Source organism: Allobosea sp. OK403 (assembly GCF_900113835.1).
Taxonomy (GTDB): Bacteria; Pseudomonadota; Alphaproteobacteria; order Rhizobiales; family Beijerinckiaceae; genus Allobosea.
In genome coordinates this window covers 66,079-83,659 of record NZ_FOQV01000014.1, presented here as the reverse complement: position 1 = coordinate 83,659, position 17,581 = coordinate 66,079, and the positions used below count along the sequence as shown (strand labels likewise).

Sequence of the window (17,581 nt, the reverse complement as noted above, 5' to 3'; positions counted from 1 at the left end):
TCCAGTCACTGGTCATGGACGCCCCGGGCACGGTCGGCGAAGCAGGTGAGGGCTTGGATCATGCCAGCAATCGCGTCGGCACGCCGAGCGTTGGGCCGGCCTCGGTGAGCCGCTGGTCGAGCGTGTGCACGGTGGCGCCATGCTCCGATGCGATGGCGAGATGCAGCGCGTCGCCAGCGCGAAGCCCCAGCCCATGCTGATCGGCAAACGTCGCTGCAGTCCGGAAATGCCCGCTTGTCACGGCGAGCACGGTGAAGCTCTCGGTGGTGAGCTTGTTGAACATGGCGAGCGCGGCCGCGCGCTGCTCCAGGTTGATCTGTCGCGTCCGCAATTTGATCGCCATGGCCGAGGACATCTCGGTGATGGTCCAGTCGCTTATAAGAAGCTGCGCCGGATCCTGCTCCGCCAGCCAGGCTTGCACGCGTGGCGTCATCGCTTCGTTGGAGAGCGCCGCCACGATCAGCGATGTGTCCAGATAAACCATCAGTAGCGGTCGCCATCCCGCATCGACCGCACCAGATCGGCGGCGCTCTGGGGCTGCGCCGGCATGGTCGCGGTCAGCGCTTCGAGCAGGGCGGCATCGATCGGTTTGCGCGGCCTCGCCACGGTGGTGAGCCGGGCCACTGGCTTGCCGCGCCGGGTGATCTCGATTGAAGCGCCGGCCTCGACACGGTCGACCAGCTCGCTCAGATGGGCCTTGGCATCGGCCAGATTGATCGCGTTCATGTCAGGCTCCTGCACCTCACGCGTTCATGACTATGTAGATGGTCATATAGCGCGTCGCGCGCAAGAGTTCCAGCGTGGCCACCATGCCTACGCAAGGCCAAACGTCTTGTAGGGAAGCACACCGTCATCCCGGATAAGCGGCCCCGCCGCACAGGGATCCATCGTAGAGCGTCATTCTCAGGCTTGACCCACGACTGTCGGGTTCGCCGCGAGCGCTCGATCGAAAAGCTCCGTTCATCGCAGGCTTTCCAGCGGGCGGTGTCGGATGAGACAGGCGCGGGGAACCCTTCTCCCGGATGGGAGAAGGGCAGGGATGAGGGCCTGCCGCTGATTGTTGGGGCGAGACTGAGCCGCAGTGCCGGCTTCATCCTGAAAGCACAGGAGGCGATGCGGAGCCGCTTGCGCGATCTGGTTATCTGGCCTGCCCTCATCCCTGCCCTTCTCCCACACGGGAGAAGGGTTCCCCGCGCCCTTCATCCGGGACTTCGCGGAGTTTCCAAACGGGCCCTGAGAGCCAAGATCTCGCAACGTTCAAGGCCTTGCGAGCCCCAGCACATCGACAGTTCGGCCGAGAGAGGAATGCGCCATGCAATCCGTCGTCTATACGACGATGCCCCGCATCGATCGGGCCCCGATCGAGCGCGCTAAACGGATCAACGTCGCCGATCTGCATGATGGGTCCAGGAACCCGGTTGACTCCGGTGCTTTTCGGGTCAACACTTAAGCAGATGCTACAGTATCAAGCCAAGCCGCTCGACCTCGCCTTCCAGGCCCTGTCCGATCCCGGACGCCGCGCCATGGTCGAGCGTCTGTGTCTTGGTTCAGCCTCGGTCAGCGAGCTCGCCAAGCCCCTGCCGATGACCCTGTCGGCCGTGGTCCAGCACCTGAAGGTTCTGGAGGAGGCGGGGCTGGTGAAGAGCGAGAAGATCGGCCGCGTGCGCACCTGCAGCCTGGAGCTCAAGGCCATGAGGCAGGTCGAAGGCTGGATCGCCGAGCGCAAGTGCTTCTGGGAACAGCAATACGATCAACTGGAGGCCTATCTGGCCCAAACCGCTCCAGAGGAGGATAAATGACCATCACCAACGCCACATTCACCATCGAGCGCGTGCTGAACGCCGCGCCAGCCCGGGTCTTTGCGGCCTATGGCAGCCTCGAGGCCAAGAGCACATGGTTCAGGGCGCCCTCGGACATCGAAACCCTGAATCGCGACTTCGACTTCCGCGTCGGCGGCAAGGAACGGTTCCATGCCCGCTGGCCCAGCGGCATGACCACCGATTTCCAGGCGACCTATCACGACATCGTCGAGAACGAGCGGATCATCCTCGTCTACGACCTGTTCCACAACGGCGATAAGCTGTCGGTGTCGCTGCTGACGCTCGAACTCAGGGGCGAGGGTGGCCGAACCCGGCTGATCCACACCGAACAGGGCTCCTATCTGACCGGCGGCATCGAGGCGGTGCAAGGGCGCGAGCACGGCACGACCTGGCATATCGACAACCTGGTCGCGGTCATCGAGGGGCGCGAACCGAGGGCTTTCTCATGACGCTCGAACTCTTCGCCCATCCGTTCTCGTCCTACTGCCAGAAGGCGCTCATCGCCTTCTACGAAAACGAGATCCCGTTCACCTACCGGATGCTGGAGGATCCCGGCGTGAGCGAGGAGCTCGCAGCGCTGTGGCCGATGAAGCGCTTCCCGATCCTGCGCGACGATGGCCGCGTCGTGCTGGAGGCCTCCATCGTCATCGAATATCTCGAGCTGCATCATCCAGGGCCGGTGAAGCTGATCCCCGCGGATCCCGACCTCGCCCTCGAGGCGCGCACGCTCGACCGCTTCTTCGACAATTACGTCATGACGCCCCAGGGCAAATTCGTCCACGACGCGCTGCGCCCGCCTGGGAGCCGCGACCCTTACGGCGTCGAGGAAGCGCGCAAGATGCTGGACACCAGCTATGCCTGGCTCGACCAGCGCATGCAGGGGCGCAGTTGGGCGGTGGGCGAGACATTCACGCTGGCCGACTGCGCCGCCGCGCCTTCGCTGTTCTATGCCGACTGGACGTATCGCATTCCTGCGCATTACGGCCATCTCCTGGCCTATCGCGCCCGCCTGCTGCAACGGCCGTCCTTTGCCCGCGCGGTGGAGGAGGCGCGGCGCTTCCGCCACTACTTCCCGCTCGGCGCCCCGGATCGGGACTAGAGCCTTTTCGAGCGAAGTGGAGACCGGTTCCCCCGCGACAAACGCGAAGCGTTTGCGCGGAGAAAACGCGTTAAAACAAAGAGCTAGAGCTGTTGAACGATCCAACTGGATCGGAAACGGCTCTAGCGCGACCGGCGCGAGGGCGGCGCGCCAGGCTTCCAGGCGGCGCGCTTTGCGACAGGCCGCCGGCGCGGAGCGACCTCGCCGGGATTGCGGCAAGACTACCACGCCAGAAGACCTCCACTCCAGAAGCCCACCACTCCAGAACACCGCCATTCCATCGGCGCAGCCCCGTCCGGACAGGCAAACGATCTGCTGCGACGGCAATTATCTGCGGCAATTCCTGCTCGACATGGTCGCGATACAGGCCCGGCCGCAAGGTCGCCGGACACTATGATCGCAGCGGAAGCGAGGCTGATCGCTTCGCCAGCCAGGAGCAGCGATGATGGATGTCATCAAACCCAAATACGTCACCTTCGATTGCCACGGGACCCTGATCTATTTCGCGATGGCGGACGCTGCGCGCGCGCTTTACGGCGCAACGCTGGCCGAGCCCGCCATGCGCAAGTTCATCGATGACTTCTCGGCCTACCGCCTCGATGAGGTGATGGGTGACTGGAAGCCCTACGAGGCGATCGTCTACAACGCGCTCGAGCAGACCTGCCGTCGCAACGGCGTCGCGTTCCGCCCCGAGGATGCGCGCTGGGTCTATGAGCAGGTCCCGAGCTGGGGCCCGCACGCGGATGTGCCCGCCGGCCTCGCCAAGGTGGCCAGGGAGATCCCCCTCGTCATCCTCTCCAACGCGATGGACGAGCAGATTCCGCACAATGTCGCAAGGCTCGGCGCGCCCTTCCATGCCGTCTACACGGCGCAGCAGGCCGGCGCCTACAAGCCGCGCTTCAAGGCCTTCGAATACATGCTCGACCAGCTCGGCTGCGGGCCCGAGGACATCTGCCACGTCTCCTCCTCGTTCCGTTACGACCTGATGTCGGCGCATGATCTCGGCATCAAACACAAGGTCTGGGTGAATCGCGGCCATGAGCCGCCAAACCCCTATTACGGCTATGTCGAGATCCGCGACATCGGCGGTCTGCCAGGGGTGTTCGGCCTCTGAAGCCAAAAACGCGTCCGTTCAATCCCTTGTCCTGATGGCGGCGGCATCCCTCACGATGCCGCCGTCGGAAACGCCCTGCCGTGTGATCCCGACGAGGCCCCGTCAATCCGCTGAGTAGAAATCCAGCGCGGATTTCGATCTGACTGAACCGTCATTGCGAGCACCCGGGTCTTGCCTTCGGCAAGCCCGAGTACAGGCTCCGCGAAGCAATCCAGAAACGGCAGAGCTCTACGTCCTCCTGGATTGCTTCGTCGCTTCGCTTCTCGCAATGACGGTCTGTGTTTCGCCCAGATCGAAAACCGCGCTAGCGCTTCGGCGCCAGATGTCGCAGCGGGACGGTCCGTGTCTCGAACGGCTTTCTCAGGACGATCCTGTTCGAGAACTTGATGATGCCGACATCGAGCTCGAGCATGTGATCTCTGATCGCGCTGAATCGTGACATGCTCTCGACGATGATCTTCAGGATATAATCGCAGCCACCGCTGACATTGTAGCATTCGGTGATCTCCGGCAGTGTCTCGGCCGCCTCCTCGAACAGGCGAAAGCTGTCGCGCCGGTGTTCGCTGATGGTGATCTCGCTGAAAACCGTGATGAAATTGCCCAGCTTCTCCAATGCGATATTGGCGTCGTAGCCCCGGATCACCCCGGCTTCACAGAGACGTTTCACCCGGGCGAGGCAGGGGCTGGGCGAGAGGCCCACGGCAGCCGACAGCTCGACATTCGAACAATGGCCGTTTCGCTGGATGTGATCGAGCAGCTTGATGTCGAGCCAATCGAGTGAAACTGCGGTTTCCATGCGCTTACGTTCTCTGGATCGTGAAGCGCGCACGCGCTGCATGATCGCCGCCTCGAATCCCTGTGAGCCGCGCTGATCGACCGACCCCAGGGGAGGTGGGATGCTGAGGGCGTTCGACCGGCTGCGCAAGTGTCGGACGCCCTGCATGATCCTGGTGAGAGCCTGGCTTGAAATGAACCAAGCGATATCAATGGCTTCCGATCGCTCATTATCCCCCGCGCCGTCATCCTGGACAAGCCGCGTCAGCGGCGCAGCTCCGGGATCCATCGTAGGGCTCCGGAACTCTACGATGGATCCCGGGACGAAGCTTCGCTTCGCCCAGGATGACGGCGCATAGGTGATCGAGACAGAGCCCTTGAAATCATTGGCTTCATTTCAGGCCAGGCTCTAAGGGCAACGCGCTTGAGATCGGCGCAGCGGCGACGCCCCGACGCAGATCCTGGCCTCAAGCCCCCTGTGGGGCGGCAGCGCCCAGCGCGTCCTGGAGCGCCTGGAGGAAGCGATCGACATGAGCCGCCTCGCAGATCAGCGGCGGGCGCACCTTGAGCGTGTCTTCATTCGCACCCGTGGTGCTGATCAGAACGCCGTCATCGCGCAGGGCATTGACGACGTTCAAGGCCATGGCGCGGCGCTGGGCGGCGGCCATGCCCTCGAGGCCGATATCGATGCCGAAGAACAGGCCGGCATGGCGCACGGCCCGGATGCCCGCCTGGCGGCTTGAAAGCTGCTCCAAGCCCGCGTTCAGGCGCGCGCCCATGGCGAGCGCGTTCTCAGGGATCCGGTCTCGTTGCAGAACCGTCAACACCGCATCGGCGGTGGCGATGCCGACGGTATTTCCGGCGAATGTATTCGAGTACCGGGCCGTGGCGCCGAAACGGTCCATCGCGGCATGGCGCCCGACGACCGCGCCGATCGGGAAGCCGTTGCCCATGGGCTTGCCAAGCGTGGCAAGGTCAGGCGCGATGCCATGCCGCTCGAAGCCCCACATATGCGCGCCGGTGCGGCCGAAACCGGGCTGAACCTCGTCGGCGATGAAAAGACCGCCGGCCTCGCGCACCGCCGCGACCGCGCCGGCGATGAAGCCGGGAGGATCGACCCAGACACCGTCGCTGGAAAAGATGCTGTCGATCAACAGAGCCGCAACGCCGATGCCGCGCCGGTTCAGATCCTTGATCGCGGCCCGCACCTGCGCTTCGAAGAATGCGGCTGCCTGCGCATCCGGGATGCCGGCGGGGCCCGGCAGCTCGACCATGCGCACGGAGGGGCTGAGCTGCACGGCCTCGCCGAGATTGGGCGAGACCATTGCCACCGCCGCGCTCGTGCCGTGATAGGCGTAGGACGAGACGATCACGCCCTCATTCCCGCTGACGAGCCTGGCGATCCGGAGCGCGAGGTCGTTGGATTCGCTTCCCGTGCAGGTGAAGACGACCCGGTCGAGCTCCCCGGGGAAGGTCGCGACGAGCCGCTCGGCGTAATCGACCAGCTGCGGTTCGAGATAGCGCGTATTCGCGCTGATCCGGCCGGCCTGCGCCGCCATGGCCGCGTTCACCTCGGGGTGGCAATGACCGAGAGAGGGAACATTATTGTAGAAATCGAGATAGGCGCGGCCATCGGGGTCGTAGAGCCACATCCCTTCACCGCGCACGAAGTGAACCGGCCGGCGATATTGCAGGCGATAGGACGAGCCGAGCACCGCGTCGCGGCGGGCGATCAGGGCCGCATCGCGTGGCGCGATATCGGCCTCACCCGGCCTGTAGCGGTTGGGCATGAGATCAACGGACATGAGCTTCAACCTGTTCAGTAATGCGGGGGCAATCCGGTGTGAGGCGCCCGACGACGCCTGCATAGGCAAAATCACGGCACTCTACGACATCGCCGCCGCCTCCATGACGGCTGCCCGCTCCCTGGCGGGGTCGAGCGGGGCGAGGATGGCCAGGCCCTGTTCGGCCCGGGCGACGTTCTTCTTGATGTAGTCGGCATTCCCGGGAAACAGGTGCGCGCGCCAGTAATTGATCAGGATCAGGGCGCTCTGGCGCGCGCGCATCAGCCCGACGAGCAATCGCGCTTCATCGGTCGAAAGCGGCAGCGCCGCGGCATAGCCGGCAATCAGATGCTCCGCGCCGCCGAGCGGCAGGGCAGGGTCGCTCACCAGATGGCTCGCCGCGATGGCGAGGTCCTGGATCCTGGGCCCCCAGCAGCCATCGCCGAAATCGATGAAGGCGATGCCATCCTCGCTCACCAGCGTATTGAACGGGCTCGGGTCGTTATGAGCGATCTGCCAGGGCACGCTGCCGATCGCGGGCGCGATCTCGCCTTCATAGTCGCGCATCGAGCGGGCAACCTCGTCGGCGACCGGCCCGGCCGGCAGATAGCGTTGCAGCTCCATCAGGCGCGGCCAGCATCGGACATGCCAGAGCACAGGCCGGTGCATCGCCGGCAGCTCGCGCCGGCTCAAGGCGAGATCGAGCCGTCCGAGCGCGGAGCCGACATCGCGCAGCAGATCGGGCGACCGCGCCACCCGATGCATGGGCGTGCCCTCCAGGCGGGTCTGCAGATAGCCGCAGACGCCGTCCTGCGCGAACATCAGCCCGCCGCCGCCGGTCGGCAGGACAAGCGGCGCGACGAACCCGGCCGCGCCGGCGACCGTGGCGATCGCGGCCGACTGGAAACGGAAGCTTTCGACCGCCTCGGGCCGCCGCGAGGTCTTGAGGATCAAGCGCCGGCCATCGCCAAGCGCGACCTCGGCCGTGCATTCGACTTCGGACGACAAGGTCGTGATCTCGCCGGACAGGCCATAATGCCGCGCCAGCAGATCGGCCAGCACGCCATCCGCGACGACGCTCGGCGGCGCCGCCAGCACTGCTGCGGCATCGCGAAAATAGGCGTCCAGCGCGACCGGGGCGGGCTCGCACGCCCTGCTGGCCCGGATGGACCGGCCCGCATCGCCAGCAAGACCGGCATCGTCATCGACACTCAAAACCGCTCTCCGCAATCTGCCGCGATCGACGATCGGGCGCTCCGTCTTCGCATCGACGCTATGCCCGCTGGCCTGACGAGATTAGACGGGGAACGGCGCGTAAGATCGGCGGCCTGCTGCCATTGCAAGCAGAAGATGTCGCGTTTCTCACAACCTTCGGCAGAAGATTGGGAGAGCTTCGGGAATGGCGATGGCCGGGGTTTTGAGTGCCTGTGAAGGTGCTTTCCCGGGGATTTTGATGGGAGTTTGAGAGCGGTGTGGTCCGGCTGATATTGGCGTCTTCATCGCCGACGACCCTGTCGGGTCGGCGAAGCGTCAATCCCGAAGCGCGCCGCGCCGGGCGGCGGCACGACGAAGGCCTTACCAGCTATGACGTAATGGGCCTGGAAGCCGCGGCAGCCGGCATCGTCGAGATGGAGGCCCCGGAAACGGCGCTTGAGCGGCGGGAGGGCAAAGCGGCCGCGCTGATCATCCTTGCCGAGCTTCTTGAGCTGGGCTCATCCGCATAGATGAAGGGGAGGGTGGCTGGTCGTCCCGGTTCGGCATCCCGGCGCCGCTGATGCGCCTGTCGCCGGATTGGTGCGACGCTTGGCGATGGAGCCTGCCGTCCATCACCGCGAGGCTGAGCCAGATCGTCGGGGCCAGCTTGATGACCCAACTAACGCGGAATTCGCGGCGGGGGGACTTTTCACTAACGTAGGGTTGTGTATTCAGTGTTGCAGAATGTGGGTCGGGGGAAGCGCGCATGTCTAGCAGTGGCAACAGTGATGAAGATGACAAGCCACTTCGCCCGGCTGCTCATCCGGTGGCTATTCCTTCGAAATCAGGCTCAGGTGGCGGTGCAGGTGGAGGTGTCGACACGCCGTGCAACATTATCGAGCGAACAAAGATCAATTCTCCCGACGCAACTGTTGCGGCGACACTGCGACCAAACGACGTTTTGCGATTGGCGTATGAGGCAGGGCCACCGAAACGACTGCTGGTGAAAACAGCGCGGGATTTGACGCTTGGCGCCATTACATCCCAGTCGATGCCTCAGCTCATCCAATGTCTCATCAGTGGCGTGCAGTATGATGTTGTCGTGCTCTCTATTGCTGGGGGGCTGATCGACGTCCAGGTGCAGCCGACGTGACGAACTTTGTCGTGGCTGGTGGCGTGTACCGCGAACGTTGCTCGTGGCCATATTGGGATCAAGTGTATGGCTCTGGAGGTCGAGCCGCTGCGGCAGTGGCCGAAATGGCTTTTCCCGTCACGCTTCGAACATATGCTGCCACGGAAGTTGCTGCTCACTTTCAATCGTATGCACAAATGTACGGGTTTGATTTCGTTCCCGAGCCAGCGCCGCAAAGGATCACGTTCGACTATGTGCATCCGTTATCGGTTCCGGTGATCAGGCCTGCTTTGGTGCAGATCAGCGCACTCCCTCCGCTTCTGGTCGAAGGGAAAACCGTGCTTCGCTTTGGGATGCTAGAGGGCACCGCGAGGGTGTCTGCAAACACATGTGTTTACGATCCGCAATCCGCCTTCTCTCCCGAACAATTTAGCGCCAATGGGAGCCGGGCCGAGCGCTTGGCTGTGGTCGCTAATCGAAGCGAGATCCTGGCGATGGGCCGCGCCGAAAACATTATAGCCGCTGCTCAGTCGATCATTTCAGCGGAAAAAGCGGAAGTCGTGGTCGTGAAATGTGGGGCAGAAGGAGCGACGATCGTCCACCGTGACGGTGCCGTCGAAACAGTGCCGGCTTATCGCTCGGATGGCGCCTTCACCATAGGAAGTGGCGACGTCTTTGCTGCAACGTTTGCTGCTTGCTGGGGTGTCGAGGGTAGGATCGCCGCTGAGGCTGCAAACTTGGCCTCGCTAGCGGTCTCCGACTATGTCGGAACAAGGGCGCTTCCATCACGCTCGCCGCAGCAGTTGGAAGCTTCTTCACGCATTGAGCTCGTAGCGCAACCCGGCGAGGTCTATCTCGCAGGACCGTTTTTCAGCATGTCTCAACGCTGGTTGATTGAAGAAGCAAAGCACTGCTTAAGCGATGTCGGCATGACGGTTTTCTCGCCCTTTCATGACATCGGGCCTGGGCCTGCAGGCGAAGTCGCTCCAGCTGACATTGCTGCTCTGGAGCGTTGTGATGTCGTATTCGCGGTGCTCGAAGGTTTGGATAGTGGCACACTCTTCGAAGTGGGATATGCCCGAGCCCTTGGGAAACCGGTTTATGGATTTGCCCAGACTGTGGCCTATGAAGACCTCAAGATGGTAATCGGCACAGGCTGCATTGTGCATGCGGATTTTACGACGGCCATTCATCACTTGGCATGGCGAGCATGAAGGCGGCGCTTCTCCTGTCTGGAGGCATGGACTCGATCGCTATCGCATACTGGAAGCGACCGACTATCGCCGTCACTGTAGATTACGGACAGCTCCCTGCTCCGGCCGAGATCAGAGCGGCCGCAGCGGTTTGCTGCGAACTGGATATCCAGCACATCGTAGTCCGAGCTGACCTTTCCGCATTGGGCAGCGGAGATATGGCAGGTCGACCGGCAATCGAAGTCGCCCCGCTTCGAGAATGGTGGCCGTTCCGAAACCAGATGCTAGTTACGCTGGCGGCAATGGCAACTCTCGCCCACGGAGTGACCCATTTGATGTTGGGTACCCTCAAGACCGACGGGCAGCATGTGGACGGTCAGCCCGGGTTCATTGATCGGCTGGACCAACTTTTGAAGTTTCAGGAGGGAGGATTGTGTCTTTTCGCGCCGGCGATCGAGCTGACGGCAGAAGAACTCATCCGGACCTCGAAGGTCCCAGGAGAGATTATTGGCTGGGCGCACTCGTGTCACCGCTCGGATTTTGCTTGCGGTGAGTGTGGAGGTTGCCGAAAACACTACCGAACTATGGAAGCTATCGGCTTGGGCGCCTACTGAGTAGTGGCATGATGTGCGCTGGAGACCCTGTCCCTCGCGGAATGTCGATGGCATTTTCGGAACAAATTTGGCCTGTATCTTACAGCCTCCAGCTGAGGGATTTCGTGCCTCCTCCGATCGTCGATTTTGCCTCCGTGCTAGAAGCGCGGCGCTCGATCGGTACTCTGGAGAGAGCCCCCTTCAGAGAACTCTGCAACTTGGTCAATTTCGTTTGTAGCGACCGGAAGTCCTGGGGAAAAAACCTTCGCCGATCTTGGCGGACAGCCCCTTCAGCGGGCGCTCTCCATCCGATTGAAGTCCTCATTGTTTCGACGAAGGGCAGCCATCGGATCTTCCGCTTCAATGCGCGTCTGCAGACAATAGAACTTCTTCGACTGCATTCGGTCGTTTTGGCTGCTGACGTTCTCAGACAAGCGCGGACTATCCTTCCGCAAGCGACAGGGGATTTCATCGTTCTACTCGCCGATCCCGCGAAAACCGAAGCGGCCTATGTGCATGCGCAGTCGCTGCTTTGGCGAGACGCTGGAGCGCTGATGCAGACATTGCAACTCGCGGCTACGGCCTTTCGCCTCAGCTTCTGCCCTATCGGAGCCACCGGCTGCGGTTTGGCTCCGGCAATCTTCGGCCCTGATCCACGGATGCGAGCGGTGGGGATGGCCGCCGTCGGGCGACCTGCTGCTTAGGCATATTGCAGAAGCCGCATGTGCTGCCACATCAGCGCATCCAGCAGTGAGGCGGGTGCCTTGATGGCTTCAGCAAAATGTAGAAATCGGGCCTCCAGCGATCGGTAGTCTCGCTGAGGTGTTTCGCGTTTCGAGAACAGGCCTAAGAACTGCCCAGCTCGAATGATATGGACGTCCAATACCGCCACGCTGTCAGAGTGCCGGTAGTTGCGTACGATCCATGATGCTGTCTTCGGACCAATACCTGGCAGGCCGACCAGGGCTTCGCGCAGTTGGGTGTCGGATAGTGAGGCTTCATCTATTTGATCGAGGGCGTCCATACACCCTGCAAGGTACTGAGCCTTCTGCCGCGGAAAACGATAACGCACCAAGCGATCTCGAACCATTATTGGCTCGCTCAGGATAAGTTCGAGACGCGTTGGTTCAACGCCGGACCGGAGCATCCCGAGATCGCGGACAGTCCGATACGCAGCCAATCCGATCTCGGCCTTCATTCCATAGCCGCCAAGCAGGCATGCGGCGACTTCCTCGGCCAGGGTACGTCCCAGCTTGAGACTGCCGTAGTGGTTATGCATCTGTGCCTGCCAAGCCTGACCGTGCCAGTACGCTGCGGTGAAGAGTTCCTCAAAGCGGCCCCAGCGGATACCCGGCATGATCCACTCATCCGGCAGCGGCATTTCTAATGCCAGCGAGCGCTCTCCAACAAGCGTATGCATGATTTGCATCAGAAGCCCTCTTGCTAGCGCGCTCTTTTATCATATTATATGCGTAAATATGCACTGGACAAGTGAATAATGCCCGACGAGAAGCCCCTCGATAGTCTTGTCTTTCTGGGGCGTAAAAAGGGTCTTTCTCAGGTCGACCTGGCGGCAAAACTGAATATTAGTCAGGGGCATCTATCTAAGTTAATCAACGGGTTGCACGAGCCCGGCGCCAAGCTTCGCCGCCGAATCGACGAGTTGGCGCAGGAGCTAGCTGGACTGGACTCGAGCTGGCTGAGAGCTGTTCAGCGCGCTGCCCAGCAATCCAGCGACTTTAGGGATGCCGTCAGTGCGTTGCTGCGAATTATGCATTCTAATGCATCTGCTGACAGCACCTAGATTTGCGCCGATCTAGGTGCGGGACTACTCCTCGCTGACGTGAAATTTAAAATGCCCCCGACGCTATCGCGGGCCACATTTTTCATGTCGCCGAAAATGTGCCTGTCAAAAAATGACAGCGACAACCTGCATATTAACGTCATGCAGATTTAATTCTGCGAACCGTTGGCTAGCCATTGCTAAATTCGCCGCCTTTGATTCATATCGTGGTTAGTGACTCGGGAGACTAAAATGGCATACGCAGCGGTTCTTGAAGCCTTTAAAATGGCTGAGAAGCAGTCTGGCACGTATCGCGAAGCCCTGAAGTTGCGTGCGCAGCGCGAGGCGAAGAAGGTCAAGAACGCTCCTACGAAAGCAGCTTCCGAGGCGCAGAAGCGAAAAGAGCGTGCGGCCGGCCGGTGACGCGATCCGTCTATTCTGACGACGATCGAAAGCGCGAATACGAGGACGGGTCAGGCGAAGACCCGTGGCGATCTGCCTATTCCCGCGACTATGGACGCATTGTCCACTCAGCGAGCTTTCGGCGCCTGCAAGGAAAGACGCAGGTCTTTCCTGGACATGAAAGCGATTTTTTCCGAAGCCGCCTGACGCACAGCCTGGAAGTTGCTCAGATTGCCGAAGGCATCGTGGAGCGGCTAAATCACGTCCATGACTTCTTCAAGCAGACGCAGAACCACATCAATCCACGCTTGGTGGCCGCCGCATCGCTAATTCACGATTTGGGACACCCACCCTTTGGCCATAACGGTGAGCGTGCACTCGATCGAATGATGTTGGGCTATGGCGGGTTTGAAGGGAATGCCCAAACGTTGCGCATTGTCAGCCGCCTGGAGCGCAAGGTTTTCGACAAAAACGACAATTGCTATGGCCTGAACCTTACTTTGCGAACGCTCGCCGCCATCCTGAAATACGATGAGGTCATACCGACGAAACGTGCGAAAGGTTCAAAAGTCGCCAAAGGTTACTATGAGAGCGAAGCCGCACTCGTCAAAAAGATCAAAAATGCGGTCACAGGCGAAGCTGATTTTCGCCCCGGCAAGTTTAAGGCGCTCGAATGCGCGATCATGGATCTCGCAGATGATATCGCTTACTCGACATATGACCTTGAGGACTGCCTTAAGGCGGGATTTTTGACTCCCGCCGAGATACTGGCGTCTCCCGACAGTCTGTTGTCCCAGGTGGCGGAAAAAGTTGGCGAGGAACTCAAGCGCCCGTTCTCACGCGCGGAAGTTATGGCCGTGTTCCAGGACATTTTTGAACCTCCCCCCCCGAAAAGGGGCGCGCGCGCCACTTCCAATCGCTATGTCGAGTGGTATCAAAGCTCCCAGAACCTAGCGAACTCGTCGAGGCTTAGGACGAGGCTGTCGTCGGATCTTGTCCATGAGGCGATATTGGCGGTCGACGTGGAGCTTGATGAAGAGTTCCCCATGATGTCGAAGCCGAGGCTCTCCGACGATCAGCAGAAAAAGGTCGAGGTTCTCAAGTGGTACACTCGTCTTACGACAATCTACTCATCGCGGGTGAAGTTGGCTGAATACCGTGGCTTTGAGGTGGTAAAAAGCATCTTCGTCGCGTTGGCCCATAAGCCAAACGGTTCTCTTTTGATGCCAGTCGACGTTAGGACGAGGTATGAGGCCGCCAAAGACGATAAGCCGCGGAGTATGCGTATCGTATGTGACTTTGTGGCCGGAATGACGGACCGTTACGCACTAGAGTTTTATGGAAGGCTCGCTTCCGACAACCCTCAGAGCATGTGGAAGCCGATTTGAGGAGCAAGGTTTTGGCATCGCAGTCGCAAGGGCTACTAGGCAGCCCGGCTGACGATCGAAGGCCTACCTGATTTCCGCAAAAGGTCGGCGATATGGCTCGTAAGGCCAACTTCGCCAATCACCCTAATGCCGACTCCATCCTGAAGTCCCGACAAGAGCACGCGTAGCTGGTTGAGACCCTCGGAAACGTTGAAGTCTACCCAGTCGGTAGGCTCGCCTGGAACAATTACGTCCTTCATAGTAGCGGTGGCACCGCAATGAAGCTGCACAATCCATAAGCGCTCGCCGTCGTGGACCCACTCAAAACGGACGGGTCCCAGTTGCCCGACAATTTGCTCGTTTGCGGCATGGACACTGTCGACAATGGCGGCAGGAAGGTCCTCGGGGCCGTCCAGCCCCAGCATAAAGCGGTCCCCTTCTCCCCGGCGCCCTTCAATCAGCAACTGGCTGCTCTGGCCAGTGACAGCCGCACCGGAATAACGTGCGCGAACAGCCGCTTGGCACAGAACCGATGCTATTGAGGAATGATTAGGGTCTTCCGACGCCAAGAGGCGAAATGGGTCCACCCATCCCTTGACGGTCGTAAAGAGCCCGGGCTGCGGTTCGCGTGGGCAAGTTCTGGTCCACACTTCACGGGATCCTGTCTGTTGTCCAAACGAAAAGGGAGCCACCCTACGACCGATCACTAGCGTTTTCGGTACTGGTAAACCGAGGAGGTGTGCAATCAGCAGACCATAGGCCTTGTCGCCGATGTGCCTACTGAACCTATTGGGCCAAACCGGCCGCGCCATAGGCGAACTGCGAACGTTCTCTTCGCGCTCCCATATGATCGTATGGCATTGCTGATGCCCTCGCGGCTTTGGGTGAAGGCTAAACTCCAGACGAACGCCAGGAGACAATTGCCACTCCGGCTCGAAGCCATAAACAGTATCGAATAGGGAGAGGGCGAGCCGAAGGGGAAGAGAGGCAACTCCAGGTTTCTCCACGCAGCGGGGCGTATCGTCGGGAGCAAATTCAACGGTCCCGTCCTGCACCACACCCGATACTCCGCCGTCAGTAACATCGATCGTTTCGTTGACGATCGTATGCAGGCCTTCTCCAGCCAGACGGTTGAGCGCCTCGAGGACTGCCTCTACGCTTTCGAGGCCGTAGATAAATTCCCTGCTTCGAATGCCATCGGGCACATAGCTGCGCACGTTCACTTTGCGGTCAGGCGACGCTCTCAAGAGCGCTGCAGTGGCTTCACCGGCATTTGCGAACTTCGCGTTGTCAGGGAATCCGGCGACGCGGGAGTAAGTCTGTACGAGCCCGTGGCCCTCGGGTCGAAAGCCTACGAACTGGGCCACGCTTCCAAACCGCGCCACGGCGTCCAGGATTTCGTCTTTGTGCAGTGCCATCGTGGTCCTACTGCCATGCTCAATGTGGCTCGACAACTCGGGTGCTCGATAGAAGCTTATGCCTGTTGATGTAAGCGGCATTGGGCAAAAGCCCGTGGACTACCAAAGCCAGTTTTGCATACGCTATAGAGTGGTCCTCGGCCTATTGGCGCCTTAGGGACAACAAAAATGGCGACGGCGGGCGGGGCCGGCCCTCAGGTTCTCCTTCCTGGATCATTCTCGCCAGTGGTCCAAGGTTCATAGAAAGCGATCTGCCGGGCCGCTAGGTGGAGCGCGGCTCAAGCACGCCGACCTTGTCAGCCGTTTGACGACGCGCTTCTCCCGGATCGGTAGCGCGCGCCGATCCGGCAGGAGAGTGTGGTTCTCCCAGCTTAGTTCTAATAGAATACCGTTCCTAGGTGCTATGCCGGGCGGCTTGGACGGCGTCGGCAAATGCCTTCACCTGGCTGGCGGTTCGGCTAGCGACTGCATTCCAAGCGTTGGTCTCGACATGCGGCGTGGCGAGCACCAAGTAGACCCCATCGTAGAGTAAGCGCATCAAAGATCGGTGCTGGCGCCGAAGATCCTGTCTGAAATGGCGCTCGATGACGTTTGAAATGCTCCCAATCCGACGCATGGACTCCAGGCCCTCGCTTAGCATTGCGGCACGCCCGGCCTGGTCGCCGGCGAGAGGTATCGTCATGTCGGTGATTTTGATGAGTTCTCCGATCTCAGCCACCAACTTGTCAGCGCCGGAGAAAGCCTCGTCCCTGCCGGTCTGAACCTGCGCGTCTAAAGCGTCGGCCCGACCTGCGACCTGCTCAACGAGTGTCTCCAAATGAGTGATGAGCTGTGGAGTAGCAGAAAACATCGAGTTTGGCTCGCGACTTAGAAAGTCGCTGACCGTAATCGGGAGATTGCCGACCATGGCCTTCTTGATGGCCATATCAGTGTCCAGGCAAGCGGCCAGCAGGTTGGTCAGCTCCCCCATATCGGTGACGGCGACAGACGGGAAACGGCCTTGGGCGTCGTAGAGATGATCGCGAAGCCTTTTTTCAAGGGCGTCCTTGACGCCGAGGAGAACTTGCAACTGACGGGTGCAGATGTGGTCGCTGGCAGACGCGGACAGGTCGCTCAGGCTCGTCAAGGTGACGTTCGAATGCTGGGATGCCGAAATCGCGCCGGACTGGAACCCGCTTTCGGACAGCAGAAATGCGCGGTCAGCGCCGACGTCCTGCGCTATTTGCGCCAGCGTCATCACTTGTTCTTTGCCAACCGCTGACTTCCAATGCTTGCACTCGACGATCCAAAGGACCGAGACACCAGCGATCGTAAACCGAGTAGCAACATCGATTCTATGGCGCGCTCGTGCGCCCGGCACTTCAGCCTCGACCTCTGCCAAAAAGCCCATTGAGCGGAAGAGTTTAGCTGAATTCTCTTGATAACTGCGCCACGCGGAATTCACGGGATGTTGATCCTGTCCTGCGCTCGGGGTGCGTACTTGCTTCGCAACTCGCCCAGGAGGAGAGTTTTTGAACCATCACCGGGTATACAACGCACTAGAATTTATCCTCTAGCATATCTGCCAGTCGCTTCACCCGAACATGTACCGTTCAGGTGAAGCGACTGGTCGCGCAGCTGCCGCTCAGTCCTGGCCCCTTGTGTCTGTGTGGTCTGGAGTGAAGACCTGTGTGGCGACAGCGTTCCTCGGCCCGACGCTGTTGGGCAACATCCGCGAAAACCGCGCCCGGGCGGAATCGACCGAAACTTGGTTCTCCATCTCCGGTCCGGAGGTCGCGGCCGGTCGTGTCTTCTCGAGCGGACGACCTCGCAGGGCTTGCCCAGCGCGGTCGGGCAGCGCTCGATGCCGCGCGGCACGACGATGAACTCGCCGTCCTCGATTACCTCATCACGGTTGCGGATCGTTTA

The 17,581-nt window shown here is 60.7% G+C and carries 20 protein-coding genes; 12 read left to right on the top strand and 8 right to left on the bottom strand.

Annotated features, from left to right (window positions below; genetic code table 11):
* Nucleotides 1–58: 58 nt before the first annotated feature.
* Together BMZ97_RS27680 and BMZ97_RS27675 are read right to left on the bottom strand one after the other, a co-directional pair.
* A complete protein-coding gene (locus BMZ97_RS27680) occupies nt 59–484 on the bottom strand; it encodes a type II toxin-antitoxin system VapC family toxin (protein WP_092177546.1) in 426 nt (141 codons plus the stop codon).
* Nucleotides 484–726 carry a type II toxin-antitoxin system Phd/YefM family antitoxin gene (locus BMZ97_RS27675; RefSeq protein ID WP_092177544.1) on the bottom strand — a complete coding sequence of 81 codons (243 nt, stop codon included), beginning with the start codon at nt 724–726 and terminating at the stop codon, nt 484–486. Before BMZ97_RS27675 ends, BMZ97_RS27680 begins: the two co-directional genes overlap by 1 nt.
* Nucleotides 727–1,454: 728 nt before the next feature.
* Between BMZ97_RS27675 and BMZ97_RS27670 the strand changes: the two genes are divergently transcribed.
* From BMZ97_RS27670 to BMZ97_RS27655, 4 genes are all read left to right on the top strand, one after another.
* The gene (locus BMZ97_RS27670) at nt 1,455–1,799 is read left to right on the top strand and encodes an ArsR/SmtB family transcription factor (RefSeq protein WP_092177542.1); all 345 of its coding nucleotides are present in this window, start codon (nt 1,455–1,457) and stop codon (nt 1,797–1,799) included.
* Nucleotides 1,796–2,269, top strand: coding sequence for an SRPBCC domain-containing protein (locus BMZ97_RS27665; RefSeq protein WP_092177540.1), 474 nt, complete (start codon nt 1,796–1,798; stop codon nt 2,267–2,269). The genes BMZ97_RS27670 and BMZ97_RS27665 overlap by 4 nt, the downstream gene beginning before the upstream one ends.
* Nucleotides 2,266–2,919, top strand: coding sequence for a glutathione S-transferase family protein (locus BMZ97_RS27660; RefSeq protein ID WP_092177538.1), 654 nt, complete (start codon nt 2,266–2,268; stop codon nt 2,917–2,919). The genes BMZ97_RS27665 and BMZ97_RS27660 overlap by 4 nt, the downstream gene beginning before the upstream one ends.
* 445 nt (nt 2,920–3,364) lie before the next feature.
* The gene (locus BMZ97_RS27655; RefSeq protein ID WP_092177536.1) at nt 3,365–4,033 is read left to right on the top strand and encodes a haloacid dehalogenase type II; all 669 of its coding nucleotides are present in this window, start codon (nt 3,365–3,367) and stop codon (nt 4,031–4,033) included.
* Between the two features lie 304 nt (nt 4,034–4,337).
* On the opposite strand, the gene BMZ97_RS27650 is transcribed toward BMZ97_RS27655, so the two are convergent.
* The 3 genes from BMZ97_RS27650 to BMZ97_RS27640 form a co-directional block, all read right to left on the bottom strand.
* Nucleotides 4,338–4,829, bottom strand: coding sequence for an Lrp/AsnC family transcriptional regulator (locus BMZ97_RS27650; protein WP_092177534.1), 492 nt, complete (start codon nt 4,827–4,829; stop codon nt 4,338–4,340).
* A 445-nt stretch (nt 4,830–5,274) separates the two neighbouring features.
* Entirely contained in the window at nt 5,275–6,612 is a 1,338-nt protein-coding gene (locus BMZ97_RS27645) for an aspartate aminotransferase family protein (RefSeq protein WP_092177532.1), read from the bottom strand.
* Nucleotides 6,613–6,693: 81 nt separating this feature from the next.
* A complete protein-coding gene (locus BMZ97_RS27640; RefSeq protein WP_175525774.1) occupies nt 6,694–7,806 on the bottom strand; it encodes a phosphotransferase in 1,113 nt (370 codons plus the stop codon).
* A 377-nt stretch (nt 7,807–8,183) separates the two neighbouring features.
* On the opposite strand from BMZ97_RS27640, the gene BMZ97_RS31790 reads away from it, so the two are divergent.
* From BMZ97_RS31790 to BMZ97_RS27625, 5 genes are all read left to right on the top strand, one after another.
* A complete protein-coding gene (locus BMZ97_RS31790; protein WP_280141792.1) occupies nt 8,184–8,315 on the top strand; it encodes a hypothetical protein in 132 nt (43 codons plus the stop codon).
* Between the two features lie 236 nt (nt 8,316–8,551).
* Nucleotides 8,552–8,938, top strand: coding sequence for a hypothetical protein (locus BMZ97_RS31020; RefSeq protein ID WP_139221362.1), 387 nt, complete (start codon nt 8,552–8,554; stop codon nt 8,936–8,938).
* Nucleotides 8,935–10,131 (top strand): PfkB family carbohydrate kinase, encoded by a 1,197-nt coding sequence (locus BMZ97_RS27635; protein ID WP_092177528.1) that lies wholly within the window; start codon nt 8,935–8,937, stop codon nt 10,129–10,131. Before BMZ97_RS31020 ends, BMZ97_RS27635 begins: the two co-directional genes overlap by 4 nt.
* Nucleotides 10,128–10,724 carry a 7-cyano-7-deazaguanine synthase gene (locus BMZ97_RS27630; protein ID WP_092177622.1) on the top strand — a complete coding sequence of 199 codons (597 nt, stop codon included), beginning with the start codon at nt 10,128–10,130 and terminating at the stop codon, nt 10,722–10,724. Before BMZ97_RS27635 ends, BMZ97_RS27630 begins: the two co-directional genes overlap by 4 nt.
* A 47-nt stretch (nt 10,725–10,771) precedes the next feature.
* Nucleotides 10,772–11,407, top strand: coding sequence for a nitroreductase family protein (locus BMZ97_RS27625; protein ID WP_175525773.1), 636 nt, complete (start codon nt 10,772–10,774; stop codon nt 11,405–11,407).
* Here BMZ97_RS27625 and BMZ97_RS27620 read toward each other — a convergent pair.
* Nucleotides 11,404–12,132: an 8-oxoguanine DNA glycosylase gene (locus BMZ97_RS27620; RefSeq protein ID WP_092177524.1), complete on the bottom strand. Its 729-nt coding sequence runs from the start codon at nt 12,130–12,132 to the stop codon at nt 11,404–11,406. The genes BMZ97_RS27625 and BMZ97_RS27620 overlap by 4 nt on opposite strands.
* A gap of 69 nt (nt 12,133–12,201) precedes the next feature.
* On the opposite strand from BMZ97_RS27620, the gene BMZ97_RS27615 reads away from it, so the two are divergent.
* The 3 genes from BMZ97_RS27615 to dgt all read left to right on the top strand — a co-directional run bounded on the left by BMZ97_RS27615 (nt 12,202) and on the right by dgt (nt 14,276).
* Nucleotides 12,202–12,507, top strand: a complete 306-nt coding sequence (locus tag BMZ97_RS27615) for a helix-turn-helix domain-containing protein (RefSeq protein WP_092177522.1) — start codon at nt 12,202–12,204, stop codon at nt 12,505–12,507.
* 231 nt (nt 12,508–12,738) lie between these two features.
* Nucleotides 12,739–12,909: a hypothetical protein gene (locus tag BMZ97_RS31415; protein WP_175525772.1), complete on the top strand. Its 171-nt coding sequence runs from the start codon at nt 12,739–12,741 to the stop codon at nt 12,907–12,909.
* Nucleotides 12,906–14,276: a dGTP triphosphohydrolase gene (dgt, locus tag BMZ97_RS27610; protein WP_092177520.1), complete on the top strand. Its 1,371-nt coding sequence runs from the start codon at nt 12,906–12,908 to the stop codon at nt 14,274–14,276. The genes BMZ97_RS31415 and dgt overlap by 4 nt, the downstream gene beginning before the upstream one ends.
* Nucleotides 14,277–14,311: 35 nt before the next feature.
* Here the strand turns inward: dgt and BMZ97_RS27605 are convergent, their stop codons facing one another.
* Entirely contained in the window at nt 14,312–15,673 is a 1,362-nt protein-coding gene (locus BMZ97_RS27605; protein WP_092177518.1) for a hypothetical protein, read from the bottom strand.
* Nucleotides 15,674–16,067: 394 nt separating this feature from the next.
* Nucleotides 16,068–17,117, bottom strand: coding sequence for a restriction endonuclease (locus tag BMZ97_RS27600; RefSeq protein ID WP_139221361.1), 1,050 nt, complete (start codon nt 17,115–17,117; stop codon nt 16,068–16,070).
* Between the last annotated feature and the right edge of the window lie 464 nt (nt 17,118–17,581).